General features: G+C 66.0%; 16 protein-coding genes. 10 read left to right on the top strand and 6 right to left on the bottom strand.

The window, feature by feature from the left end; genetic code table 11:
• Window positions 1-66: 66 nt before the first annotated feature.
• The 3 genes from AB0366_RS23155 to AB0366_RS23145 all read right to left on the bottom strand — a co-directional run bounded on the left by AB0366_RS23155 (window position 67) and on the right by AB0366_RS23145 (window position 2,741).
• Window positions 67-1,326, bottom strand: a complete 1,260-nt coding sequence (locus tag AB0366_RS23155; protein ID WP_366246010.1) for an aldolase/citrate lyase family protein — start codon at window positions 1,324-1,326, stop codon at window positions 67-69.
• A 5-nt stretch (window positions 1,327-1,331) separates the two neighbouring features.
• The gene (locus AB0366_RS23150; protein ID WP_259468162.1) at window positions 1,332-1,748 is read right to left on the bottom strand and encodes a PaaI family thioesterase; all 417 of its coding nucleotides are present in this window, start codon (window positions 1,746-1,748) and stop codon (window positions 1,332-1,334) included.
• A gap of 270 nt (window positions 1,749-2,018) precedes the next feature.
• Window positions 2,019-2,741 carry a hypothetical protein gene (locus AB0366_RS23145; protein ID WP_366246037.1) on the bottom strand — a complete coding sequence of 241 codons (723 nt, stop codon included), beginning with the start codon at window positions 2,739-2,741 and terminating at the stop codon, window positions 2,019-2,021.
• A 221-nt stretch (window positions 2,742-2,962) separates the two neighbouring features.
• Here AB0366_RS23145 and AB0366_RS23140 point away from each other — a divergent pair, with 221 nt between their 5' ends.
• The 3 genes from AB0366_RS23140 to AB0366_RS23130 all read left to right on the top strand — a co-directional run bounded on the left by AB0366_RS23140 (window position 2,963) and on the right by AB0366_RS23130 (window position 6,401).
• Window positions 2,963-4,438, top strand: a complete 1,476-nt coding sequence (locus AB0366_RS23140; RefSeq protein ID WP_366246009.1) for an iron ABC transporter permease — start codon at window positions 2,963-2,965, stop codon at window positions 4,436-4,438.
• Window positions 4,439-4,521: 83 nt separating this feature from the next.
• A complete protein-coding gene (locus AB0366_RS23135; protein WP_366246036.1) occupies window positions 4,522-5,535 on the top strand; it encodes an iron chelate uptake ABC transporter family permease subunit in 1,014 nt (337 codons plus the stop codon).
• Window positions 5,532-6,401, top strand: a complete 870-nt coding sequence (locus tag AB0366_RS23130; RefSeq protein ID WP_366246008.1) for an ABC transporter ATP-binding protein — start codon at window positions 5,532-5,534, stop codon at window positions 6,399-6,401. Before AB0366_RS23135 ends, AB0366_RS23130 begins: the two co-directional genes overlap by 4 nt.
• 9 nt (window positions 6,402-6,410) lie before the next feature.
• On the opposite strand, the gene AB0366_RS23125 is transcribed toward AB0366_RS23130, so the two are convergent.
• Window positions 6,411-8,933: a DUF2156 domain-containing protein gene (locus tag AB0366_RS23125; protein WP_366246034.1), complete on the bottom strand. Its 2,523-nt coding sequence runs from the start codon at window positions 8,931-8,933 to the stop codon at window positions 6,411-6,413.
• A gap of 137 nt (window positions 8,934-9,070) precedes the next feature.
• Window positions 9,071-10,372 (bottom strand): alpha/beta hydrolase-fold protein, encoded by a 1,302-nt coding sequence (locus AB0366_RS23120; RefSeq protein ID WP_366246033.1) that lies wholly within the window; start codon window positions 10,370-10,372, stop codon window positions 9,071-9,073.
• Between the two features lie 200 nt (window positions 10,373-10,572).
• Here AB0366_RS23120 and AB0366_RS23115 point away from each other — a divergent pair, with 200 nt between their 5' ends.
• The 4 genes from AB0366_RS23115 to gndA all read left to right on the top strand — a co-directional run bounded on the left by AB0366_RS23115 (window position 10,573) and on the right by gndA (window position 15,590).
• Window positions 10,573-10,989 (top strand): BlaI/MecI/CopY family transcriptional regulator, encoded by a 417-nt coding sequence (locus AB0366_RS23115; RefSeq protein ID WP_032398122.1) that lies wholly within the window; start codon window positions 10,573-10,575, stop codon window positions 10,987-10,989.
• 23 nt (window positions 10,990-11,012) lie between these two features.
• Complete coding sequence (locus AB0366_RS23110) at window positions 11,013-11,969, top strand: M56 family metallopeptidase (RefSeq protein ID WP_366246007.1); 957 nt, start codon at window positions 11,013-11,015, stop codon at window positions 11,967-11,969.
• A gap of 379 nt (window positions 11,970-12,348) precedes the next feature.
• Entirely contained in the window at window positions 12,349-13,980 is a 1,632-nt protein-coding gene (locus AB0366_RS23105; protein ID WP_259468158.1) for a DEAD/DEAH box helicase, read from the top strand.
• Between the two features lie 158 nt (window positions 13,981-14,138).
• On the top strand, window positions 14,139-15,590 hold the full coding sequence (gene gndA / locus AB0366_RS23100) for an NADP-dependent phosphogluconate dehydrogenase (protein WP_094615060.1): 1,452 nt from the start codon (window positions 14,139-14,141) through the stop codon (window positions 15,588-15,590).
• A gap of 69 nt (window positions 15,591-15,659) precedes the next feature.
• On the opposite strand, the gene AB0366_RS23095 is transcribed toward gndA, so the two are convergent.
• A complete protein-coding gene (locus AB0366_RS23095; protein WP_366246006.1) occupies window positions 15,660-16,121 on the bottom strand; it encodes a DUF4262 domain-containing protein in 462 nt (153 codons plus the stop codon).
• A gap of 154 nt (window positions 16,122-16,275) precedes the next feature.
• On the opposite strand from AB0366_RS23095, the gene AB0366_RS23090 reads away from it, so the two are divergent.
• From AB0366_RS23090 to AB0366_RS23080, 3 genes are read left to right on the top strand one after another with little or no spacing between them, the layout of a single operon-like run.
• Window positions 16,276-17,580, top strand: coding sequence for a DEAD/DEAH box helicase (locus tag AB0366_RS23090; protein ID WP_366246005.1), 1,305 nt, complete (start codon window positions 16,276-16,278; stop codon window positions 17,578-17,580).
• Window positions 17,577-18,473, top strand: coding sequence for a DMT family transporter (locus AB0366_RS23085; protein ID WP_366246004.1), 897 nt, complete (start codon window positions 17,577-17,579; stop codon window positions 18,471-18,473). The genes AB0366_RS23090 and AB0366_RS23085 overlap by 4 nt, the downstream gene beginning before the upstream one ends.
• An 11-nt stretch (window positions 18,474-18,484) precedes the next feature.
• Entirely contained in the window at window positions 18,485-19,921 is a 1,437-nt protein-coding gene (locus AB0366_RS23080) for a GuaB1 family IMP dehydrogenase-related protein (RefSeq protein ID WP_366246003.1), read from the top strand.
• The last annotated feature ends 183 nt before the right edge of the window (window positions 19,922-20,104 follow it).

Below are 20,104 nucleotides of genomic sequence, written 5' to 3'. Positions count from 1 at the left end.
CGGTGATGGTGCCCGGCAATTCTGACACGCTTGCGACCCGTCGGCAGCGGAGCGCGCCGACGCACCTCATCCGAGCGGCACGGTCACCGATCGATCGAGCAGTCCCCGCAGCACGTCTCGGTCGATACCGGCAGCCACGTTCTGCAGTTCGGCGATGCCGAACGCGCCCGAATCCAACCCCCGCACCAGAACGCCTGCCAACGCCTGCGCCGTCGCCGGCTCGTCCATCACCTCACCACCCTGGCGATCGAGGTAGCTGCCCAGCCGAGCAGCAGCTACCGGCATGGCCTGACGGAAGAAGCCGAAGGTCGCCGACCATCGCGTCACCAGATGTCCGGGATGCATGTCCCAGCCCTGATAGAAGCCGCGTTCGAGGGATCTGGTCACCAGCTCGAAGTGTCGACGCGCGGACGCCGCCACCTGTGTTGGGTCGCCCGTCGGCACCACCTGGGTCGAACCGTCGCACACCCACACCCCGGTCTGTGCCGCTGCCACCAACATGACGTTCTTCGCGTGGTCCGCCACCGGATGGGCCAATGATTGCTGCGCAGAGGTGATTCCGCAGGCGGCGCTGTAGTCGTAGGTTCCGTAGTGCAGGGAGGTGCAGCGGCCGTCCGCCCTGATGATCGCCCGCGCGAGCGTCGCCGTACCGTCCGCCCCGATCACCGCCTGCGGGCTCTCGATCTGCAGCTCGAATCGAAGGGCTCGATCGGGCAGGCCGTGCGCACGCTCGAGCTCCTCACACAGCGCGACCACAGCGGCTACCTGCGCGGCGGCACGGAGCTTGGGGACGGTGAACACGAAGCCGTCGGGCACTCCCCCGGCTCCGTCCAGGACCAGCTCCAGGGTGCGGATTCCGCGCCGACGCTCATGTGCGGCAAGCCCTTTGGCGCGAATTCCCAGCCACGTCGGACCTGCCGAATCTTCGGCCAGGGCGGACAGCGCTGCCCCGACCGCCCTCGCGTGGCGGTCCTCGACGGCATCGGATCGCCACCCGTAACCGTCCTCGAAGTCGAATCGGAGGTCCTGGATGGGCGCACTGCCGAGTCGGTCGCGCACGAGGGGTAGTGCGTTTTCGGTGTCGAGTCCGGCGAACGCATCGGGGTGGGCGTCCAGGATTGCCAGGGCGGCGGCACCCCATTCGGCGGGCACAGCTGCCGAGGCATCCGCGGCCGACACATAGACGGTGTGAGAGGGCTGGCCACCGACTCGGTCACCCGGATAGTGCTGCGCGAGTTCGTCGTCGATGGGACCGAACAGTGATTCGAGGCGATCGAACGCGTCGGAAGTCAGCGAGGAAGCAGCATGGTCGTTGTGGCCCGTCATGGGCATCACTGTCCCAGATGTGCGGTGTTTTCGATATTCGCCAGCCGGACCTTGCCCTGAGCAACCAGGCGTCCACTCTCGTCCGTCATGTCGACCTGCCAGAGCTGCTGCGTACGTCCCCGATGAATCGGATGTCCGTGCGCGGTCAGGGTTCCCGACCGAGTCGCGCGTAGGAAGTCGGTGTTGTTGTTGGTTCCGACGACGTGGCCGCGCGCGCCGAACCAGGCCGATCCACCGATACTGGCCACCGACTCGACCACCGAGCACAGCACGCCCCCGTGCATGATTCCGGCCGGTTGATGGAGCTGCGGGGTGACGGTCCATTCCGCGCGCACCTCGTCGCCGGAGACCTCGAGGTATCGCAGGCCGACGACCCCGTCGAACCCTCGTGCACACAATTCGGTGAGCTGTTCCGGCGTCATGGTGTCGAAGGTGGTCTCCCCCGTGGTGCCGTTCGAGTCCGTCATAGCTGTGCCTTCCGGTTGCGTCGAGATGGTCCGGCCGACTCGGCTGTCGACTCTCGTTCAGAGATACACGACGCTCGACCCACAAAAATCGGTGGGCCTCTCGTTCGTCGAAGAACGAGAGGCCCACCGTGGCAAGGACCGGGAGTCACTGCAGCCCTCAGGACTCCGGCGCGATCCGTTGGTACGAAGTCAGCATAGGCAAACCTTAGTTCAAGCGCAAGACCTTCACGATGCCCGGAGTCTCGCGCGCCCCGGAACCCCGACGCGTGAACGGACGGGAGCCCCAGCGGCGACCATGGCGTCGAGGAGCAGCTGACCTCGGCGGGCACCTGCCGATGCACTCGCCCCCGCCAGAATCGGAACATACGTCGAGGCCCCGAGGATGGCGTCACCGACCAGGGCCCAGAAGACACGCGCGTCCAACGGAGCACGATCGGCGATCGCGCGGAACACCGCGCCGAGCGACGTCGTGCAGCGATGTGCAGTCCAGACCAACAGGGCCTGTTCACACGGAAGCGTGACCGTGCCGGGCTCACCCGCGGCGGGATCCTCGGGTAGCACTCGCAGGATCGGTGATGCCACTCCCGCCCAATCGATCCCGCCGTCGCTGTCCATGTGGATCCACAGATTGTCGATGCCCGGATCCCAGGCGCGTGCCTCCAGGACCAGCAGCGCGGACACGCGTCCGACGACGGCGTGAATCAGGGCCGTCGCGACCTGCACTGCCGCAGCCTCGGGAACATCGAGATCCTCGAGCGATCGTCGGTACATCTGCTCGACGCGACCGTCCTCGAGCCCTACCGCCAACTGCCACCAACGGCGTTTGCCCTCGTTCGCCATGGCGGCCACCGCGTACATCCGTGGGTAGTCGGGATTGAGTGCACGCAGGGTCGCGCACGAGTCGGCCAACAGCGCCGCCCCGCCGGATCGATTCGAGAATCGATGCACATCGGCCCAGCCCGTGTACGACGCTGTTGCAACTGACACCTGATCGCTCCTTAGGTTCTCGGCGGGTGCACGCGTCGCACCCCTGCCCGACAAATGTAGGTTAGCCTAACCAGATCGTAAAGCGGGTCAGGCACCGCTACCCTTACCTCGCCTCACGTGTCGAGCAAGGGTTCCGTAACCTAAACCGAGTCCCTTCGAAACAGCGAGGAGTCACGAGCACTGTGACCACAGCTCCGCTACTCGGCCCGCACGGCGCACGCCGGTCGTCCGACGAGTCCTACGGGACCGAGGACGTGCCGACCGGGCCGCCGCCGCGTGGCACTCGCATCGCTGCGGCCGCGATCGACGCACTGATCGTGCTGGTCCCCTTGTTCGTCGGCTGGTCGATCGTCGACGCGCTACGTGACGACAACGGCGGCGGCCAGGCGGACCGATTCGTGTTCGGCACCATCGCGGTGTGCGTCGCGCTGGCTCTGTTCGTCTGGAATCGCGGCTACCGCGACGGCAACGAAGGCCAGAGCACCGGTCGACGCTGGATGGGACTGACACTGCGCGACAGCGCCACGCACGGTCCGATCGGTGCTCGTCGTGCCCTTCGCCGGCAATTCCGGATCGGCGCTGCATCGTCCGAGGTGGTGCATGAAAAGGCTGCTGCGGCAGAAGGATTCGAGCCCATCCCCAAAGACGGTTCGGTCGCGGCCATTCGGCGGCGGAGGTTGCTCGGTTTGGCCGTCCTGGTCGCCGCACTCGTCGCCGGCATACTCGCCAGCATCGCCATCGGCGCGCGGCCACTGACCTTCGCCGAAATCGCCCATGCACTGCTGAATTCGACGGGCACCGACACCGACATCATCGTGCGCACGCTGCGCATTCCCCGCACCGTGCTCGCACTGGTCGTCGGTATCGCGCTCGGTATCGCAGGCGCTCTCATCCAGGGGCACACCCGCAATCCGTTGGCCGACGCCAGCCTGCTCGGCCTCAACGCCGGAGCGGCGTTCTTCGTCGTGATGGCCATTTACCTGTTCCGGTTCACCTCGCCCAGTCAATACCTGTGGTTCGCCTTCGCCGGTTCGGCGGTGGCGAGCATCGTCGTGTTCGGACTCTCATCGATAGGGTCGGGCAGATCCAGTCCGATCAATCTGGCCCTCGCCGGTGCGGGCGTCGCGTTCTTCCTGATGGCGATGACCAATGCCGTCGTACTGCTCGATCAGACCAGCTTGGACGGCTACCGCTTCTGGGTGGTCGGATCCGTTGCAGGACGCGGCCTGGACGTACTGTGGCAGGTCTTGCCGTTCCTGGTGATCGGCGTCCTCATCGCACTGGCGAGCACACCCGGCCTCAATGTCATGAGCCTCGGCGAGGACGTCGCACGATCGCTCGGAACCAACATCGCGATCACCCGAACCGTCGGCATCCTCGCCATCACGCTGCTCACCGGTGCCGCGACCGCAGCGTGCGGGCCCATCGCGTTCGTCGGCCTCGTCGTTCCGCACATCGCCCGTGCGGTGACCGGACCCGACTACCGCTGGCTCGTGCCCTATGCGGGCCTCATGGGCGGAGTCATGCTCATGATCGCCGACGTCATCGGCAGGGTCGTGGTGCGCCCGGGCGAACTCCAGGTGGGCATCGTTCTCGCACTGATCGGGGCACCGTTCTTCATCGCTCTCGTTCGACGCCGGAAGTTGGTCGGCCTGTGACCGCCGACCTGCAGTCCCCCACACCGACGCCCGGCCCTGCTGTCGTTCGTACCCGGCCTGCGTTCCGCCTCGGTCCGATCTCGATGGTCCGGCGGCCGCTGATGGTGCTGACGACCGTCCTACTGGCTGCAGCTCTGGTGCTGGTCATGTGCGTGAACATCGGACGGGGCGACTTCCCGCTGTCGATCACGGCGGTCCTCGACGTGCTGCTCGGCGGCGGTTCGAGGATCGAACGGTTCATCGTGATGGACCTGCGACTGCCCCGATCACTGACCGGCCTCCTGGTCGGTGCTGCCCTCGGCATCTCCGGCGCGATCACTCAGTCGATCTCTCGCAACGCCCTGGCCAGCCCCGACATCCTGGGCATCACCGCCGGTTCCAGTGCCGCAGCCGTCGCTCTGATCGTGCTCGGCGGTGGCAGCAGCTTCAGCGGGCTGCTCGCCACCCTCGGCCTTCCTCTCGCAGCACTGATCGGCGGGCTGCTCACTGCGATCGCGATCTATGCCCTCGCCTGGCGCAAGGGCGTCGACGGGTTCCGCCTCATTCTGGTCGGCATCGCCGTCAACGCGATGCTCACCGCGGTGATCGGCTGGCTGCTGATCAGCGCCGACATCAACGACGTGTCCCGCGCTCAGGTCTGGCTCAACGGTTCGCTCAACGGAGCGGACTGGGCAGCGGTCTGGCCGGTTGCCGCAGCGGTCGTCCTGGTCGGCGGCGGCACCGTCGTTGCGACGTTCACGCTGGGTGCCCTGCGACTCGGCGACGACAACGCGAGGTCGCTCGGTGTTCGTCTGCAACACAGTCAGGCCATGATGTTGCTCGCTGCCGTCGCACTCGCCGCGATCGCCACCGCCGCCGCGGGACCCATCGGATTCGTTGCGCTCGCCGCTCCTCAGATTGCGCTGAGGGTGCTGCGAACGCCAGGTCCGCCGATCATCGCGTCGGCACTTCTCGGTGGATTACTCGTCGTGGCAAGCGATCTGATCGCTCGCACCATTCTGCCGGTGGAGCTCCCGGTAGGCATCGTCACCTCGGCCCTCGGCGGACCGTTCCTGCTCTACCTACTCGTTCGCAGTAATCGAAAGGCCTCCGTATGACAACCAGCCACACCTCGCGTCTGATCGCGAACGATCTGAGCCTCGGTTACGGCGACCGCACCATCGTCGAGCACCTCGATCTCGAGATTCACACCGGAGTCATCACCACGGTCATCGGGCCCAACGGCTGCGGAAAGTCGACGCTGCTGCGTTCGCTCGGCCGTCTGCTCAAGCCCAAGGCCGGCAGCGTGATGCTCGACGGTCGAGCGATCTCCTCGATGAAGACGAAAGAGGTGGCTCGCACCCTCGGCATGCTGCCGCAGGCACCGACCGCCCCCGAAGGACTGACCGTCGCAGATCTCGTCTCACGCGGTCGTCACCCGCACCAGTCGTGGATCCGGCAGTGGAGCTCGGACGACGAGGCCGAGGTGGCGAACGCACTCGAATTGACCGGTGTCGGCGACCTCGCCGACCGACCCGTCGACGAGCTGTCCGGTGGCCAGCGGCAACGCGCCTGGATCTCGATGGCACTGGCCCAGGGCACCGATATCCTTCTGCTCGACGAACCGACCACGTACCTCGATCTGGCGCACTCCATCGAGGTACTGGATCTGGTCGACCGCCTGCACGACGAACTCGGTCGCACCATCGTCATGGTCCTGCACGATCTGAACCTGGCGATTCGCTACAGCGACCGGTTGATCGTGATGAAACAGGGAGAGATCGTCGCCTCGGGTCGGCCGCAGGACGTCATTTCCGAGCAGCTTCTGCTCGACGTGTTCGGCCTCGAGGCCACCGTGATCGACGATCCGATGTCCGATCGTCCTCTCATCGTTCCGATCGGGACCCGACACGTCTATGGGTCGGTCGGTGGACCGGTCCGGTCGGAAAGTCGTTCCGCCGCAGTTGCATCCACCGAGCGGTAGGGCGGAGCCTCACCGCTCGATCATCGTGCGCACCAGCTTGACACCCTGACCGATCGACACGTCGGGCAGATATGCCCGCCCGATCGCATTACCGATACTGGGCAGTGCGGCCGGATCCGCGAACGTCATGTGCATCGGTTCGTAGCGGGGCTGGAACTTCGACTTGAACGCCAACAACGAACGGAATCCGTAGACGGGTTCGAGGGTGCGTCCGAGGACGTCGAGCAACCGCTCGAGCAATCCCGACAGCGTCGACTGCTCGGCACTCGAGACGTGTTCGGGTTGCTTCTCGTCGACCTTGGCCAGGGGTGCGCCGGAGAGACTGAGGAATCGAGCCCCCTCCTGTTCGAGCAGCAGAGCGGCCGAAGCGATGAGGAATTCCATCGTGGGCCGGAAGCCCTCGGATCTGCGCCTCATGAAGTCGAGTGTCCATCCGACGATGACGCCGTCCTCGTACACCGGCATCCACGAGGTCACACCGTGCACGGTCCGGTGCTCGTCGACGGCGATCAGGCACCGTACGTTCTCGTCGTCGACCTCCTCGAGACCGCCGAGAGTGAAGCCCATCTCGGGCATGCCCTTGTCCGCGACCCATTCCTCCGAGATCGCAGTGATCTGGTCCGTGATCGCCAGCGGGGCCGAAGGAAAGCGAATCCACTCGGCAACGACGCCGGCCTTCTTCGCTCTGTTCAAAGCAGTCCGTACGTCCTGGAACCGCTTGCCGGTGAATGCAATTCCGTCGAGGTCGAGAACCGTCTCCTCACCGACCTGGATTCCTCCCCAGCCGAGGGAGTCGGTGATGCGGCGGACGTCGGGCGTGACGGAGTAGAAGCACGGGATCCATCCGTTCTCGGACGCGAACTCGGCGAATTCGACGACGTTGTCCCGCAAGGACTCCCGCGGACCGACGGGATCCCCGGTGGTCAGTGCCACGCCGGCGATGACCCGGTAGGCGACATAGCTGCGGCCGTCGGCACCGAACCAGTACTTGTTGCCGCGCCAGGTCGTCATCCACGACAGAGCAGACCCGCTGCTCGACATGAGCAATCCGCGGGCCCGTTCGGTGGCGTCGGTCTCGGTGCCGTACACCGGGGTGAGGAAGGTACTCGCGGCGAGCACACAGACCACCACCCAGAACACCACGCCGGTCCACTCGAAGAGCAGGGTGGTCGGTGCGCTCTGCGGGAGCAGTGCGGGCTCGAGCCACTGCAGGTAGACCGGGGGAATCAATCGTTGCGGGAAGTCCGCCAGCAAGCCGCCGAAGGACGGCGAATCGGCGAAGCCGTCTCGGGCCAGATACCCGCCGATCGAGTAGATCAGGGCGAGTCCCACCCCCACCCCGACCACCGAGGCCGCCCATCGACGATAGGTACCCGACGGTGCCGACACGTCGAAGAACTTGCGGGTGATGATCAGGACCAGCAACACGATCAGTGGCAGCAGGAACGGCACCGCAGTGCGGTACGCCGTCGGCGATTCCAATCCGTAGAACAGGGACTGGTCGTCACCGGACTCGAGGAACCGGATGGCGAAGTTGGCCACCGACAATGCGAGCAGAATGCCCTGCGAGACCACCGCCATCGCCCATGCGAAACGCCTGCCTCGACGCAGGCCGTCGCTGACCACCAGCAGGAACAGCGACGGCATGATGCTCAGGATGGTCGGGCCGACTCCCCCGAGTCTGAGATCGAGCAGACCACGCCGACACTCGACCGGGTCGGTGGTCGCGTCGGCGCAGATTTCGCGCACCTCGGCCGCCGTGTACGGAACTCCCCGCACCACGTCACGAAGTACCGCGAACGGCCCGACAGCGTTGGGGCTCAGTGCCGCCAGCACCGGACCCAGGGCGCTCGCGGCGACGATCAGCGCGACCAGCACCCGGCCTTCGCGCTGGGTACCCGCCAATCGAGGTCCACGTGCCGATCGGCCGACGATCCACGGGCCCGCGATCAGGCCGATCACCGCCGCAGCGAGCCGAACGACGTCTTGCAGGTGCCCACCGAACAGTGCCAACGTCACCAGCAGGGCCAGCACGCCCACACGGATACGCCTGCGCCACAACGTATCCATCCGCGAGGTCGCGACCAGCACCACGCCGAAGATCCAGGTCGTCGGGCCCACAGCGGTTCCGACGTGCAGCCGGAATCCCCAGTCCGCGTCGAAGGTCTTGGCCAGGACCGCGAGGCCGAGGCCGAACAGCGAACCGGCCACTTGCGTCACGAACGCCGCGACGGCGAAGCGACGGGATCCGATACGGCGTTCGATCGGTGCGGCGGCGAGCAGCACCCCGACCGTGGCCACCACGCATCCCGCGATATTGGGCGCCGCCAAACCCGAGGTGAGCGGGGTCCATAGATGCCAGTGCTCGAACGGCATGATGCCCACGGCGAAGTACTTGTCCATCTCCCCCCGGTTGTCCACGACAGCGGCGACGATGCCTATCACCCAGACGACGGCGAGCAGGGTGAAACTGACCGGCGCTCCCACGGCACCGAAGACGATGAGCGCCCACAACCGCCGAAGCTGGCGCATCACCGCAGACGCACCCGACCTCAGTGACTCGGTGCGCTTGGACATCCACGACGGTTCGGCGGGATCGTGCGCGTCTCCCACCGCCGAGGTCGGTGCTTCGGCGTTCGCCGCGGACGGTCGTTCCGGATCGGTCACGTTCACGAAATCAACCCTGTCCTCGTTGCCAACCATGGGAGCTCACGTCGGAGGCCTTCCGACCACACCGCGAAGCTGTGTCCGCCCGGTACCTCCACGTACTGCACGTCCATTCCGGCGGCCTTCGCCGCGTCGTACATCTCCTGTTGGCCCGGCTTGTAGTCGTTGTCGTCCGACCCCACGACGAAAATACCGGCCGAGTCGGGGTACTGACGTGATTTCAGCAGGTCGAGCGGGTTGATGGCGGTGAACGCCGCAGAGTTTCCTCCGAAGGCCTGTTGCACCGTTCGGTCTCGATCGCCGAGAGTCGGCTCGCGCTGGCCGGAGAGGTCGAGAAACGTGGGATAGACATCGGGATGATTGGTCGCCATCTGAATCGAGCACGTACCGCCATAGGACAGTCCACCGATCGCCCAATGCGCGCGATTCGGGTCCACCTGCAGCGCGCTGTCGATCCAGTCGGGAACGTCGCGGGAGAGATACGTGTCCACGTTGCCCAGCGGCGAGTCGACACAGAGCGGATTCGCCATCGACGACCCGGTTCCGTCCGCGACGACGACAACCGGCGCGAGACCTGCATGATCGCGAGCGAAGTTGTCCATGGTCTCGGCGAGCTTTCCGCCGTTGAGCCAGTCCTCGGGTGCTCCCGGCTGACCGGCGAGCAGTACGAGAACCGGAAGGAGCGGACGAGGATCGGCGAAGTAGGCGGGCGGCAGGTAGATCTCCGCATCTCGGGCGGAGAAGTTCGACGCGGTGGCCGGAATGGAGGCGGAGGTGATCCTCCCGGCGGCGCCCAGGTCGGCGGGCGCGGTCCAGACCGAGTCCAGCGGCGTGCCGGTCACGGTCTGCTCTACCGGAGCGGGCACATCCGAGAATTGAATGCGCGCCGCGGACTCTGCCCCGAGAGCGTTGCCCACGGTGGGATAGGCGTCGAACTCGAGGTTGACGTGCAGGGCCGACGCCGCCAGCACGAACACCATCGCCAGCACGGACGCCACGGTGCCCAGCACCCCCCGGGCGGCCACCGACCTGGGAATCACCGCGAACAGCGCAGCGAGGCCGACTCCGATCCACACGTAGATCGCGGTCTCTATCGGGTCCGGGAACGGTCGCCACACCTTCTCGACCACCACGTAGCCGATCGCCGTGACGACGATCGCTGCCGTCGCGGCGATCGGCAGCGCCCGCGTGGCGTATCGCCGCGATCGCGAGAAGAGCAGCCACAGACCACCGAGGGCACCGAGAACGGACACGATCACCGGTGCCGGGCCGTCGATCAACGACAGGGAATCGAACCACTCCACGCTTTCGTCTCCGCTCACTTCTGGCAAAGTCGGGCCGAGGGCGGCACGATCACAGCACAGAATATTCTCCACGGGATTCCTGCGGTCGAGACCCGCCGATTCGTGACGAGCAGGTCTATGACCGATCCCACACCACCTGACCGGTCGTTACTACCACCAGTAGTACGCATCCGCGTCGGACTAGCCGTAGACTCGGACGAATGGCTGGTCTTGGTGAACTAGAGCGCGCAGTGATGGACCATCTGTGGGAGTCGTCGGATCCCCAGACCGTTCGACAGGTCCACGAGGCACTTGCGACGCATCGCGAACTCGCGTACACGACAGTGATGACGGTGCTGCAGCGCCTGGCGAAGAAGAAGCTGGTCGTGCAGCAACGCGACGACAGAGCGCACCGCTACGCACCGTTGCACGGCCGCGACGAGCTGGTCGCCAGCCTCATGGTCGACGCGCTGTCGCAGGCACCAGCGTCGGGTGGCCGCGCAGCGGCACTCGTGCACTTCGTCGGTCAGGTCGGAGCCGACGAGGCCGCCGCCCTCCGTGAGGCGCTCGCCGCGTTGGAAGTGGCACAATCGACATCGAAGTCCCCTTCGGCTGGAGATGGCCGTCCGACGGACTGACGCTCGCGGCAGTAAGTGAGGACATGAACTCGACGACTGCGCTGGTATTCGCAGTACTCGCGCTGATCCTGGCTGGGCCGGTTCCGGCGGTGCTCGCTCGCGCGAGCTGGCCGTACCGGTCACCACGCGCGGCGCTGGTGCTGTGGCAAGCAATTGCCCTCGCTGCTGTGCTCTCGGCTTTCAGCTCCGGCCTCGCGATCGGCGGACTGCTACTGGTCCCCGGTCCTGACGGTCGTCCCACGACTGCACCGACCGACGAGATCGACGCGCTCGGCCTGCCCCTGTGGATCCTCTACGTCGTCGTCCTCGCCATCACTCTGGGTATCGGTGCCAAGCTCATGTTCTCCATCGTTCAGGTAGCGGTCAGAACGCGTCGTCGACGTTCCAGGCATCGCGTGCTCGTCGACCTGCTGGATCGAAGTGACTTGGGCGATAACCCTTTCCGTGGTCTGCGCGATGCAGACATCCGCGTGCTCGACGCGGCCGAGCCGATCGCGTACTGCCTACCCGGTCTGCGTCAGCGGGTGGTTCTCAGCCGGGGAACATTGGCCAATCTTTCCGAGGCGGAAGTCACTGCCATCCTCAGTCACGAGCGGTCACACCTGCGCGCCCGCCACGACCTGGTCCTCGAAGCATTCACCGCCGTCAACGAAGCGTTCCCCCGGATCGTCCGCAGCAAGTCGGCACTCGGCAGCGTGCAGTTACTGGTGGAGCTGCTCGCAGACGACTCGGCGGTCAAGGTCACCGGACCCACTCCGTTGGCCAGGGCACTGGTGACCTGTGCCGGGTCCACCGCACCGCGTGGTGCGATGGCAGCCGGCGGGCCGCATACCCTCATCCGTGTTCAGCGTTTGAGCGGCCCGGGCAGCGATGTGCGCATCGCCGCGGCTGCCTACGCGGCGGCCGTGGTGATCCTCGTTCTTCCGACGATCTACGTCGCCATGCCGTGGCTGGAGGAACTGAGCAAGCTCTTCGGGTGAGTCCGCCCGCGATCGGGGTCGCACAGGTCACATCGACTCGAGTCGAACAATTCGCGATACGTCCCGTACAGTAGAGACCGGTCGCCATCGCGACCTAGCAATCGAAATGGCACAAACAGCCCCACTTTATGCAGTTCTCATCTGCATTCTGATGGCCAGGTGACAGTGCCCTGGCTCGTATCAATGTGTTCTGGCTGTTTTTCGTGTTTCCCGGTTCTTCGGGTGCTCTCAGCTTCGGGCTTATTGGCGTGCCCGTAATCCGGAGAGGCTTTACTGCGTGACCCACGCTGTTTCCAACACACCCGTTTCCACCACTTCCGACACCACGGCAGTACCGACGCCCGTAGCGGCACCGGCCTTCACCTTCGCCGATCTCGGACTGCCCGAGGCAGTCGTCGCCGCATTGGCGCGCAACTCGATCACCGTGCCCTCCCCTATCCAGGAGAAGGCACTTCCCGACGCGATCGCCGGTAAGAATGTCCTCGGTCGTGCGCAGACCGGCTCGGGCAAGACCCTTGCCTTCGGCCTGCCGATCCTGCAGCGCCTGTCGCTGCACACCGACCGCCCGGCGGCCAAGCGCCCGCGTTCGCTCGTGTTGGTCCCCACCCGCGAGCTCGCGTTCCAGGTCGTCGAATCCCTCGCTCCCTACGCCAATGCGCAGGGCCTGCGAGTCATGCCGGCCGTCGGCGGCACCCCGTTCAACAAGCAGGTCGAGCAGCTCCGACGCGGAGTCGACGTCCTCGTCGCCACCCCGGGCCGCCTCGCCGATCACCTCCGCCAGGGCACCTGCATCCTGGACTCCATCGAGATCACCGCCCTCGACGAGGCCGATCAGATGGCCGACATGGGCTTCCTGCCCGAGGTACGTGCCGTCCTCGCCGACACACCGGCCGACGGACAGCGCATGCTGTTCTCGGCCACCCTGGACCGTGAGGTTCAGTCGCTGGTACGCCAGTTCCTGCCTGATCACGTCGAGCACTCCACCCAGGACGGCAAAGCCAGCGTCCGGACCATGGATCACTACGTCCTCATGGTCGACCGGGGTCAGAAGGATCTTGTTCTCTCCGAGATCGGCGCCCGCGAAGGCGGCCGCACCATCATGTTCGCGCGTACCAAGCTGGGCTGCGACGGAATCACCGATCGCCTGCGTGCGCTCGGAATCGCCGCGGAATCACTGCACGGTGGCAAGGCTCAGAATCAGCGCACCCGCGTTCTCGAGCGCTTCAAGAACGGCCGCACCCCCGTCCTCGTCGCCACCGACGTTGCCGCTCGCGGAATCCACGTCGACGGTATCGACCTGGTCGTCCACGTCGACCCGCCCGCAGACCACAAGGACTACCTGCACCGCGCAGGACGCACGGCACGCGCCGGAGAGAAGGGCACCGTCGTCGCGATCGTGCTCCCCAACCAGCGTCGTCAGGTTCTGCGTCTGACCGGCATGGCCGGCGTCAAGGCGACCGCCGTCAACGTCTCGCCCGGTTCGGCCGAGCTGAACAGCATCACCGGAGCGAAGAAGCCGACCGGTGAGCCCCTGCGCGCCGAGTCCACTCCCCGCGATCGGAACAGCCGTCCCGGCTACCAAGGATCGAACCCGCGCAGCGGCGGCGGATACCAGGGCTCCAACCCGCGCAGCACTGGCGGGTACCAGGGCTCGAACCCCCGCAGCGGCGGCGGATACCAGGGCTCCAACCCGCGCAGCAGCGAGGGCTACCAGGGAGATCGTCCCCGCACCGGCTACCAGGGTTCCAATCCCCGCAGCGGCGGCGGATACCAGGGCTCCAACCCGCGCAGCGAGGGCTACCAGGGTGACCGCCCGCGTCGCTCCGACTCGAGCTCGTACCGCGGCTCCGAGGGTCGTGGCTACGAAGGTCGCGGCTCCGACAACCGTGGCTCCGACAACCGTCGTCCCGCGTCCGGCCCCCGCCAGGACGAGCACCGCTCCGGTGGCTTCCGCAGCCGCACGGAACGCCGTTCGTACGACGGTTTCGACGGTCCGGCTCGCAGCCACTGATCGCTTCGTCACCGTGAGGTCGTGATCCGACCGGAACTGCACAAACGGGTGTCGCATTCTTCGCGAATGCGGCACCCGTTGTCGTTGCCGGTGGTCGGGTTCGACACCGGCCGGGGGGTTGGCTCGCGCGAAATCTCTCGGCAGGGAAAGCTGTCGGTATGACCTCAGCAGCAGAACCGACAGAACTGGCTCAGATCGGAGTCACCGGACTCGCCGTCATGGGCTCCAACATCGCCCGCAACTTCGCCCATCACGGCCACACCGTCGCATTGCACAACCGCAGTGTCGCCAAGACCGATGCCCTGATCGCCGAGCACGGCACCGAGGGCAACTTCGTTCGCACCGAAACCATCGAGGAGTTCGTCGCCGCTCTCGCGAAGCCGCGCCGAGTGCTCATCATGGTCAAGGCAGGCGACCCCACCGACGCGGTGATCGAGGAGCTTGCAGGCGCGATGGAGGAGGGCGACATCATCATCGACGGTGGTAACGCCCTCTACACCGACACCATCCGTCGCGAGGCTGCCATGAAGGAGCGCGGACTGCTCTTCGTCGGTGCCGGTATCTCCGGCGGCGAGGAAGGCGCTCTCAACGGACCGTCGATCATGCCGGGTGGTCCAGCCGAGTCCTACAAGGCCCTCGGACCGCTGCTGGAATCCATCGCAGCGCAGGTCGACGGCACGCCGTGCTGCACCCACATCGGACCCGACGGCTCCGGACACTTCGTCAAGATGGTCCACAACGGCATCGAATACGCCGATATGCAGCTCATCGGCGAGGCGTACAACCTGTTCCGCGACGCCCTCGGTTACACGCCGGCTCAGGTAGCGGACGTGTTCACCGAGTGGAACAACGGTGATCTGGAGAGCTACCTCGTCGAGATCACCGCCGAGGTTCTCCGCCAGGTCGACGCCAAGACCGGTCAGCCTCTCGTCGACGTGATCGTCGACGCTGCGGAGCAGAAGGGCACCGGTCGTTGGACCGTCAAGGCGGCCCTGGACCTCGGCGTTCCCGTCACCGGTATCGCCGAGGCGGTGTTCGCTCGGGCGCTGTCGGGGTCACGCGCTCAGCGCAAGGCAGCCGTCGGGCTCGCCTCGGGAACTCTCGCCGACAAGCCGACCGATGCGGAGCAGTTCACGCACGACATCAGTCGGGCTCTGTACGCGTCGAAGATCGTCGCCTACGCACAGGGCTTCGACCAGATCGCCGCGGGCAGTGCCGAATACGACTGGAATCTGCATCCCGGTGACCTCGCCACGATCTGGCGCGGTGGCTGCATCATTCGGGCCCGGTTCCTCGATCGCATCAAGGACGCGTACGACGACAACGCCGAACTGCCGAGCTTGATCCTGGCCCCCTACTTCCGTGACGCCATCGAGAACGCCATCGACAGCTGGCGTCGGGTCGTCATCACCGCGGCCTCGTTGGGCATTCCGGTCCCCGCGTTCGCGTCCTCGCTCTCCTACTACGACGCGTTGCGGGCAGAGCGTCTACCGGCCGCTCTGACCCAGGGACAGCGAGACTTCTTCGGGGCGCACACCTACGAGCGAACCGACTCGGAAGGAAAGTTCCACACTCTGTGGAGCGGCGATCGTTCCGAGATCGAAGCCTGACCGACGACCGTCCGCCGGTGGCGCTGCGTTCACCACGCAGCGCCACCGGTACAGCACCGAGGAACCCGGTCAGACGGGTACCGGCCCGAGGACCGGTTGGACCACCGTCGACGGGATGCCCTCCCACGGCAGAGCACCGTCCAGGTCCTTCCACACCGCCTGCACGGCACTGAAGCGCCCTCGGCCGTAGACGTCGGACGCTGTGTAGAGAATTTCGGCACAGTCCGGTACGTCGATGGTTAACAGCTCGAATCCTGCTGCAGTGCACCCAATTCCGGATTCGAGCTCCAGCATTCCCGAGACTACCGAGGCGCCGAGCGAATTGAGAATTCGCGAGGACTCATGCGGCCCGCGCCCCGTCGTGACGATCTCCGGGCTGCCGAAATTCGTGAGACCGACCGTGTAGCAGAACGCCGGGTGGATACCGTCGGGATCGACTTCCGATTCGACGTACTGCAGAGCCCACCCACACCTGTCGATGGTGCGTTTCACACCTTCGATGTACTCGTCGACGCTGTAGCCCTGACACATCTTGCACATAGCTCCCCCACACTCTGCGTGCGATCGCCCCCTCGGCGATCACGGTGTCGAACGCCGATCGAACATGCGTTCTACGCCGAGTATCGCGCGGGGCACCGACAAGAAGATTCCGACGCGTGGTCGACGCAGCGGTAGGGTCACATCCATGCCGGGTCAATCCGTTCGATCGTTCGCAGAACTGGGACTGCCCGTGGTTCTCGTGCACTCGCTGAGGAAAGCGGGTGTCTCCGAGCCGTTTCCGATCCAGTCCGCCGCCCTGCCCGATGCGCTCGAGGGCCGCGATGTGCTCGGCCGTGCTCCGACAGGATCGGGAAAGACTCTCGCGTTCGGGCTTCCGCTGCTCGTGCGGCTCGCCGGCCGTCGCAGTGAGCCCGGTGCACCGCGTGGACTCGTACTGGCTCCCACTCGCGAACTCGCGCTCCAGATCCAGGAAGTGCTCGACGTCCACGGTGCGACGTTCGGCTTACGCAGCGTCGGTGTGGTCGGCGGCGTTCCGCTCGAGCGCAATGTCCGAGAGATCCAGCGCGGAATCGACATCGTGGTTGCCACCCCCGGTCGCCTCAACGACCTGCTCCAGCGACGCTCGATCACGTTGGATCGTGTGGAGGTGACTGTGATCGACGAGGCGGATCGCATGGTGGACATGGGATTTCTGCCCCAGGTCGATTCGCTCCTCGCCGCGACACCAGCAGGCGGGCAACGGCTGCTGTTCTCGGCGACCCTGGACGAGGACGTCGACCGCCTGGTCGAGAAGTTCCTGAACGATCCGGCCGAACATTCCACAGCGGAGTCGGTGAGCGAGCCCGACATTGCCCACTACGTGTTTCGGGTCGATGCTGCCCGCAAGACCGAAGTAGCTGCCGCACTTGCCAACAGAGACGGTCGCACGTTGCTGTTCGTCCGCACCACTCACGCGGTCGACCGACTCACCGACGACTGCCGCCGGCTGGGTGTATCGGTATCGTCGTTGCACGGCAACAAGACTCAGGCGCACCGCACACGCTCGCTGGCTGCTTTCGGCGACGGCGCATCGACTGCACTGATCGCGACCGATGTTGCAGCACGTGGGGTTCACGTCGACGACGTCACCCTCGTGGTCCACGTCGACCCACCGTTGGACTCCAAGGACTACGTGCATCGCGCAGGCCGCACTGCACGCGCCGGAGCCAGCGGAACCGTCGTGACGTTGGCCACCGCCGAACAGCTGGATCACGTGTGTGCCATGGCCGGCGATGCCGGTGTCACGGCAACGGTGGTCGATACCGAGACCGATCCCACCTCGTGGCGTCGATTGACCGGGGCTCGTACACCCATCGGCAGGCCGCTCCCGGCCGAGGCGGCGGAACCACCAGCACCTCGCAGTTCTCGACGCGGTACCGCACCCGTCCGACACGAGCGAAGCGGGCGGGCCGGAGGCAGGCGCGGCGGCAGCCGAGGACGACGCGGGTGACCTCCTCCTGGTTGCCGATTGCGCTCGCCCTGGTTTCGGCATTCCTGTTCGCCTGCGCGTCGGTGGCACAGCAGAGCGCCGCAGCATCGGTTCCGGAGGGAACGTCGCTGCTCTCGGCTCTGATCCGAAGCCCGAGATGGTGGGTGGGCGTACTCGGCGACGCGGGCGGCTACGCGGTTCAGATCGCTGCACTGTGGGTCGGTTCGGTCCTGGTCGTGCAGCCGTTGCTCGTCACCGCCCTGCTGTTCGCCCTCCCGATGTCGGCGAAATTGGCCGGCCGCGCACTCCCAGCTTCGGCGTGGACGCTCGCCTTTCTCCTGGCCGCCGCCCTCGCGGTGTTCATCGTGGTCGGCGATCCCAGCGAAGGCAATACCGACGCCCCTCTGTCCGACTGGGCGGTTCCGCTGATCATCGCCGCGGTCGTGATCGGCGGCGCTGCGGTGGGCGGGCTCATGCTGAGAACTCCCGGCGCGCGGGCTCTGTTGCTCGGAGCCGCGGGAGGAATGCTGTTCGGGCTGGCTGCGGCTCTGACGAAGTTCGTCACCGATCTCGTGGAGAGCGACCTGCTCGGAGCACTGGCCGCCTGGCAGACGTACGCGCTGGTCGGATCCGGAGCTCTCGGGTTCTATCTGCAGCAGCGAGCATTTCAGGTCGGTCCCCTGTCCGCGTCACTACCGGCCGTCACGATCGGCGAGCCTCTCGGTGCGGCGTTCATCGGCATCACGGTCCTGGACGAGCGAATCAGGACCGACGGGGCTGCCCTCGCCATCATCGCCGTGGCGGTGTCCGTCATGGTCGTCACGACGATTCGACTGTCTCGGACCCAGGCGTCGACCCGCATCGAAACGGAGACGGTGGACGGGGCTTCGGCCCCGACTGCGCCCGACCGGTAGTCTCGATCAACGTGCAGTTCCTCGATGGTCACCGACCGCCCTACGATCTCACCTACGACGATGTCTTCCTCGTCCCCAACCGAACCGACGTCACGTCGCGGTTCGATGTCGACCTGAGTACGGTCGACGGTTCGGGCACCACCATTCCGATCGTCGTGTCGAACATGACCGCGGTGTCGGGACGGCGGATGGCCGAAACCGTCGCACGTCGCGGAGCGATCGCAGTGATCCCCCAGGACCTCCCCACCGAGGCCGTCGCCGAGACCGTCGCATTCGTCAAGAGTCGTGACCTGATCGCGGACACACCCGTCGTACTCGGCCCCAACGAGTCCGTGTCCGACGCCTTGGCTCTGGTGCACAAGCGCGCACACGGGTCCGTCGTGATCGTCGAACACGGCAAGCCGATCGGCGTGGTGACCGAAAGTGCCTGCGCCGACGTCGACCGATTCGCCCGGCTCAGTTCCGTGGCGTCGGCCGATTTCGTGCGCGTTCCTCGCCATGCGTCGCCCAAGGAAGTCTTCGAGCTGATGGAAGCGGCACACGCCCACCTCGCCGTCGTCGTCGAGAACGACGGCTCCCTGGCAGGTGTCGTGACCAGGACCGGCGCAGTTCGGACCGGTATCTACGCGCCTGCAGTCGACGCGTCGGGACGCCTCCGTATCGCTGCCGCCGTCGGCATCAACGGCAACGTGGCGGAGAAGGCGACCGCACTGGTCGAGGCCGGTGCGGATGTGCTCGTGATGGACACCGCGCATGGGCATCAGGAGAAGATGCTCGAAGCCCTCGCCGCTGTGCGCTCCCTCGATCTCGGTGTTCCCTTGGCGGCCGGCAACGTTGTGTCTGCCCAGGGCACACGCGATCTGGTGCAGGCGGGCGCAGACATCGTCAAGGTCGGCGTCGGACCAGGAGCGATGTGCACGACGCGAATGATGACCGGTGTCGGACGCCCCCAGTTCTCGGCTGTGGCCGATTGTTCGGCTGCGGCAGCCGAACTCGGAGCTTCGGTGTGGGCCGACGGCGGTGTGCGCCATCCTCGTGACGTTGCTCTCGCACTGGCTGCCGGTGCTGCGAACGTCATGATCGGCTCGTGGTTCGCCGGCACCTACGAGTCACCGGGCGACCTGAGAGTGGACGCATCCGGCAATCGGTACAAGGAGAGCTTCGGCATGGCGTCCAAGCGGGCCGTTGCCGCGCGTACCGCCACCGACGGGGCGTTCGATCGGGCTCGCAAGGCCTTGTTCGAGGAGGGCATTTCCAGTTCGCGGATGCGACTCGATCCCGATCGGCCGGGTGTCGAGGATCTGATCGATCACATCTGTGCCGGAGTTCGGAGCACGTGCACGTATGCAGGAGCCCGTTCCCTCCCGGAGTTGGCCGAACGAGCAGTTCTGGGTGTCCAGTCCGCTGCCGGATTCGCCGAGGGACGGCCCCTGCCCTCCGGGTGGTGACGGTCGGGCACGGTTAGACTCGCCTACAGCAAACACAGTTGTTCGCGCTCGTTATTCGTCGAAAATTCGAGCATTCGATTCTCGACGTGTGGCCGAACGGTCGGCTCCTCACGGAGTGGGACCACAGCGCGAACCGACAGAAGGGAATCAGGTGCCCGAGGCACCCACTATCTCGGTTGCCGC

Source organism: Rhodococcus sp. NPDC076796, assembly GCF_040702765.1.
Taxonomy (GTDB): Bacteria; Actinomycetota; Actinomycetes; order Mycobacteriales; family Mycobacteriaceae; genus Rhodococcoides.
Note: the sequence above shows the minus strand (reverse complement) of the source record. Positions and strands in the feature narration are given on the sequence as shown.

Excerpts from the sequence above, each read along its gene's own strand:
- AB0366_RS23150 (WP_259468162.1), bottom strand. The coding sequence starts at position 1,748 with ATGACGCCGGAACAGCTCACCGAATTGTGTGCACGAGGGTTCGACGGG.
- AB0366_RS23125 (WP_366246034.1), bottom strand. The coding sequence starts at position 8,933 with ATGCGCCAGCTTCGGCGGTTGTGGGCGCTCATCGTCTTCGGTGCCGTG.
- AB0366_RS23115 (WP_032398122.1), top strand. The coding sequence starts at position 10,573 with ATGGCTGGTCTTGGTGAACTAGAGCGCGCAGTGATGGACCATCTGTGG.
- AB0366_RS23130 (WP_366246008.1), top strand. The coding sequence starts at position 5,532 with ATGACAACCAGCCACACCTCGCGTCTGATCGCGAACGATCTGAGCCTC.
- AB0366_RS23135 (WP_366246036.1), top strand. The coding sequence starts at position 4,522 with ATGGTCCGGCGGCCGCTGATGGTGCTGACGACCGTCCTACTGGCTGCA.
- gndA (WP_094615060.1), top strand. The coding sequence starts at position 14,139 with ATGACCTCAGCAGCAGAACCGACAGAACTGGCTCAGATCGGAGTCACC.
- AB0366_RS23090 (WP_366246005.1), top strand. The coding sequence starts at position 16,276 with ATGCCGGGTCAATCCGTTCGATCGTTCGCAGAACTGGGACTGCCCGTG.
- AB0366_RS23110 (WP_366246007.1), top strand. The coding sequence starts at position 11,013 with ATGAACTCGACGACTGCGCTGGTATTCGCAGTACTCGCGCTGATCCTG.
- AB0366_RS23155 (WP_366246010.1), bottom strand. The coding sequence starts at position 1,326 with ATGACGGGCCACAACGACCATGCTGCTTCCTCGCTGACTTCCGACGCG.
- AB0366_RS23095 (WP_366246006.1), bottom strand. The coding sequence starts at position 16,121 with ATGTGTCAGGGCTACAGCGTCGACGAGTACATCGAAGGTGTGAAACGC.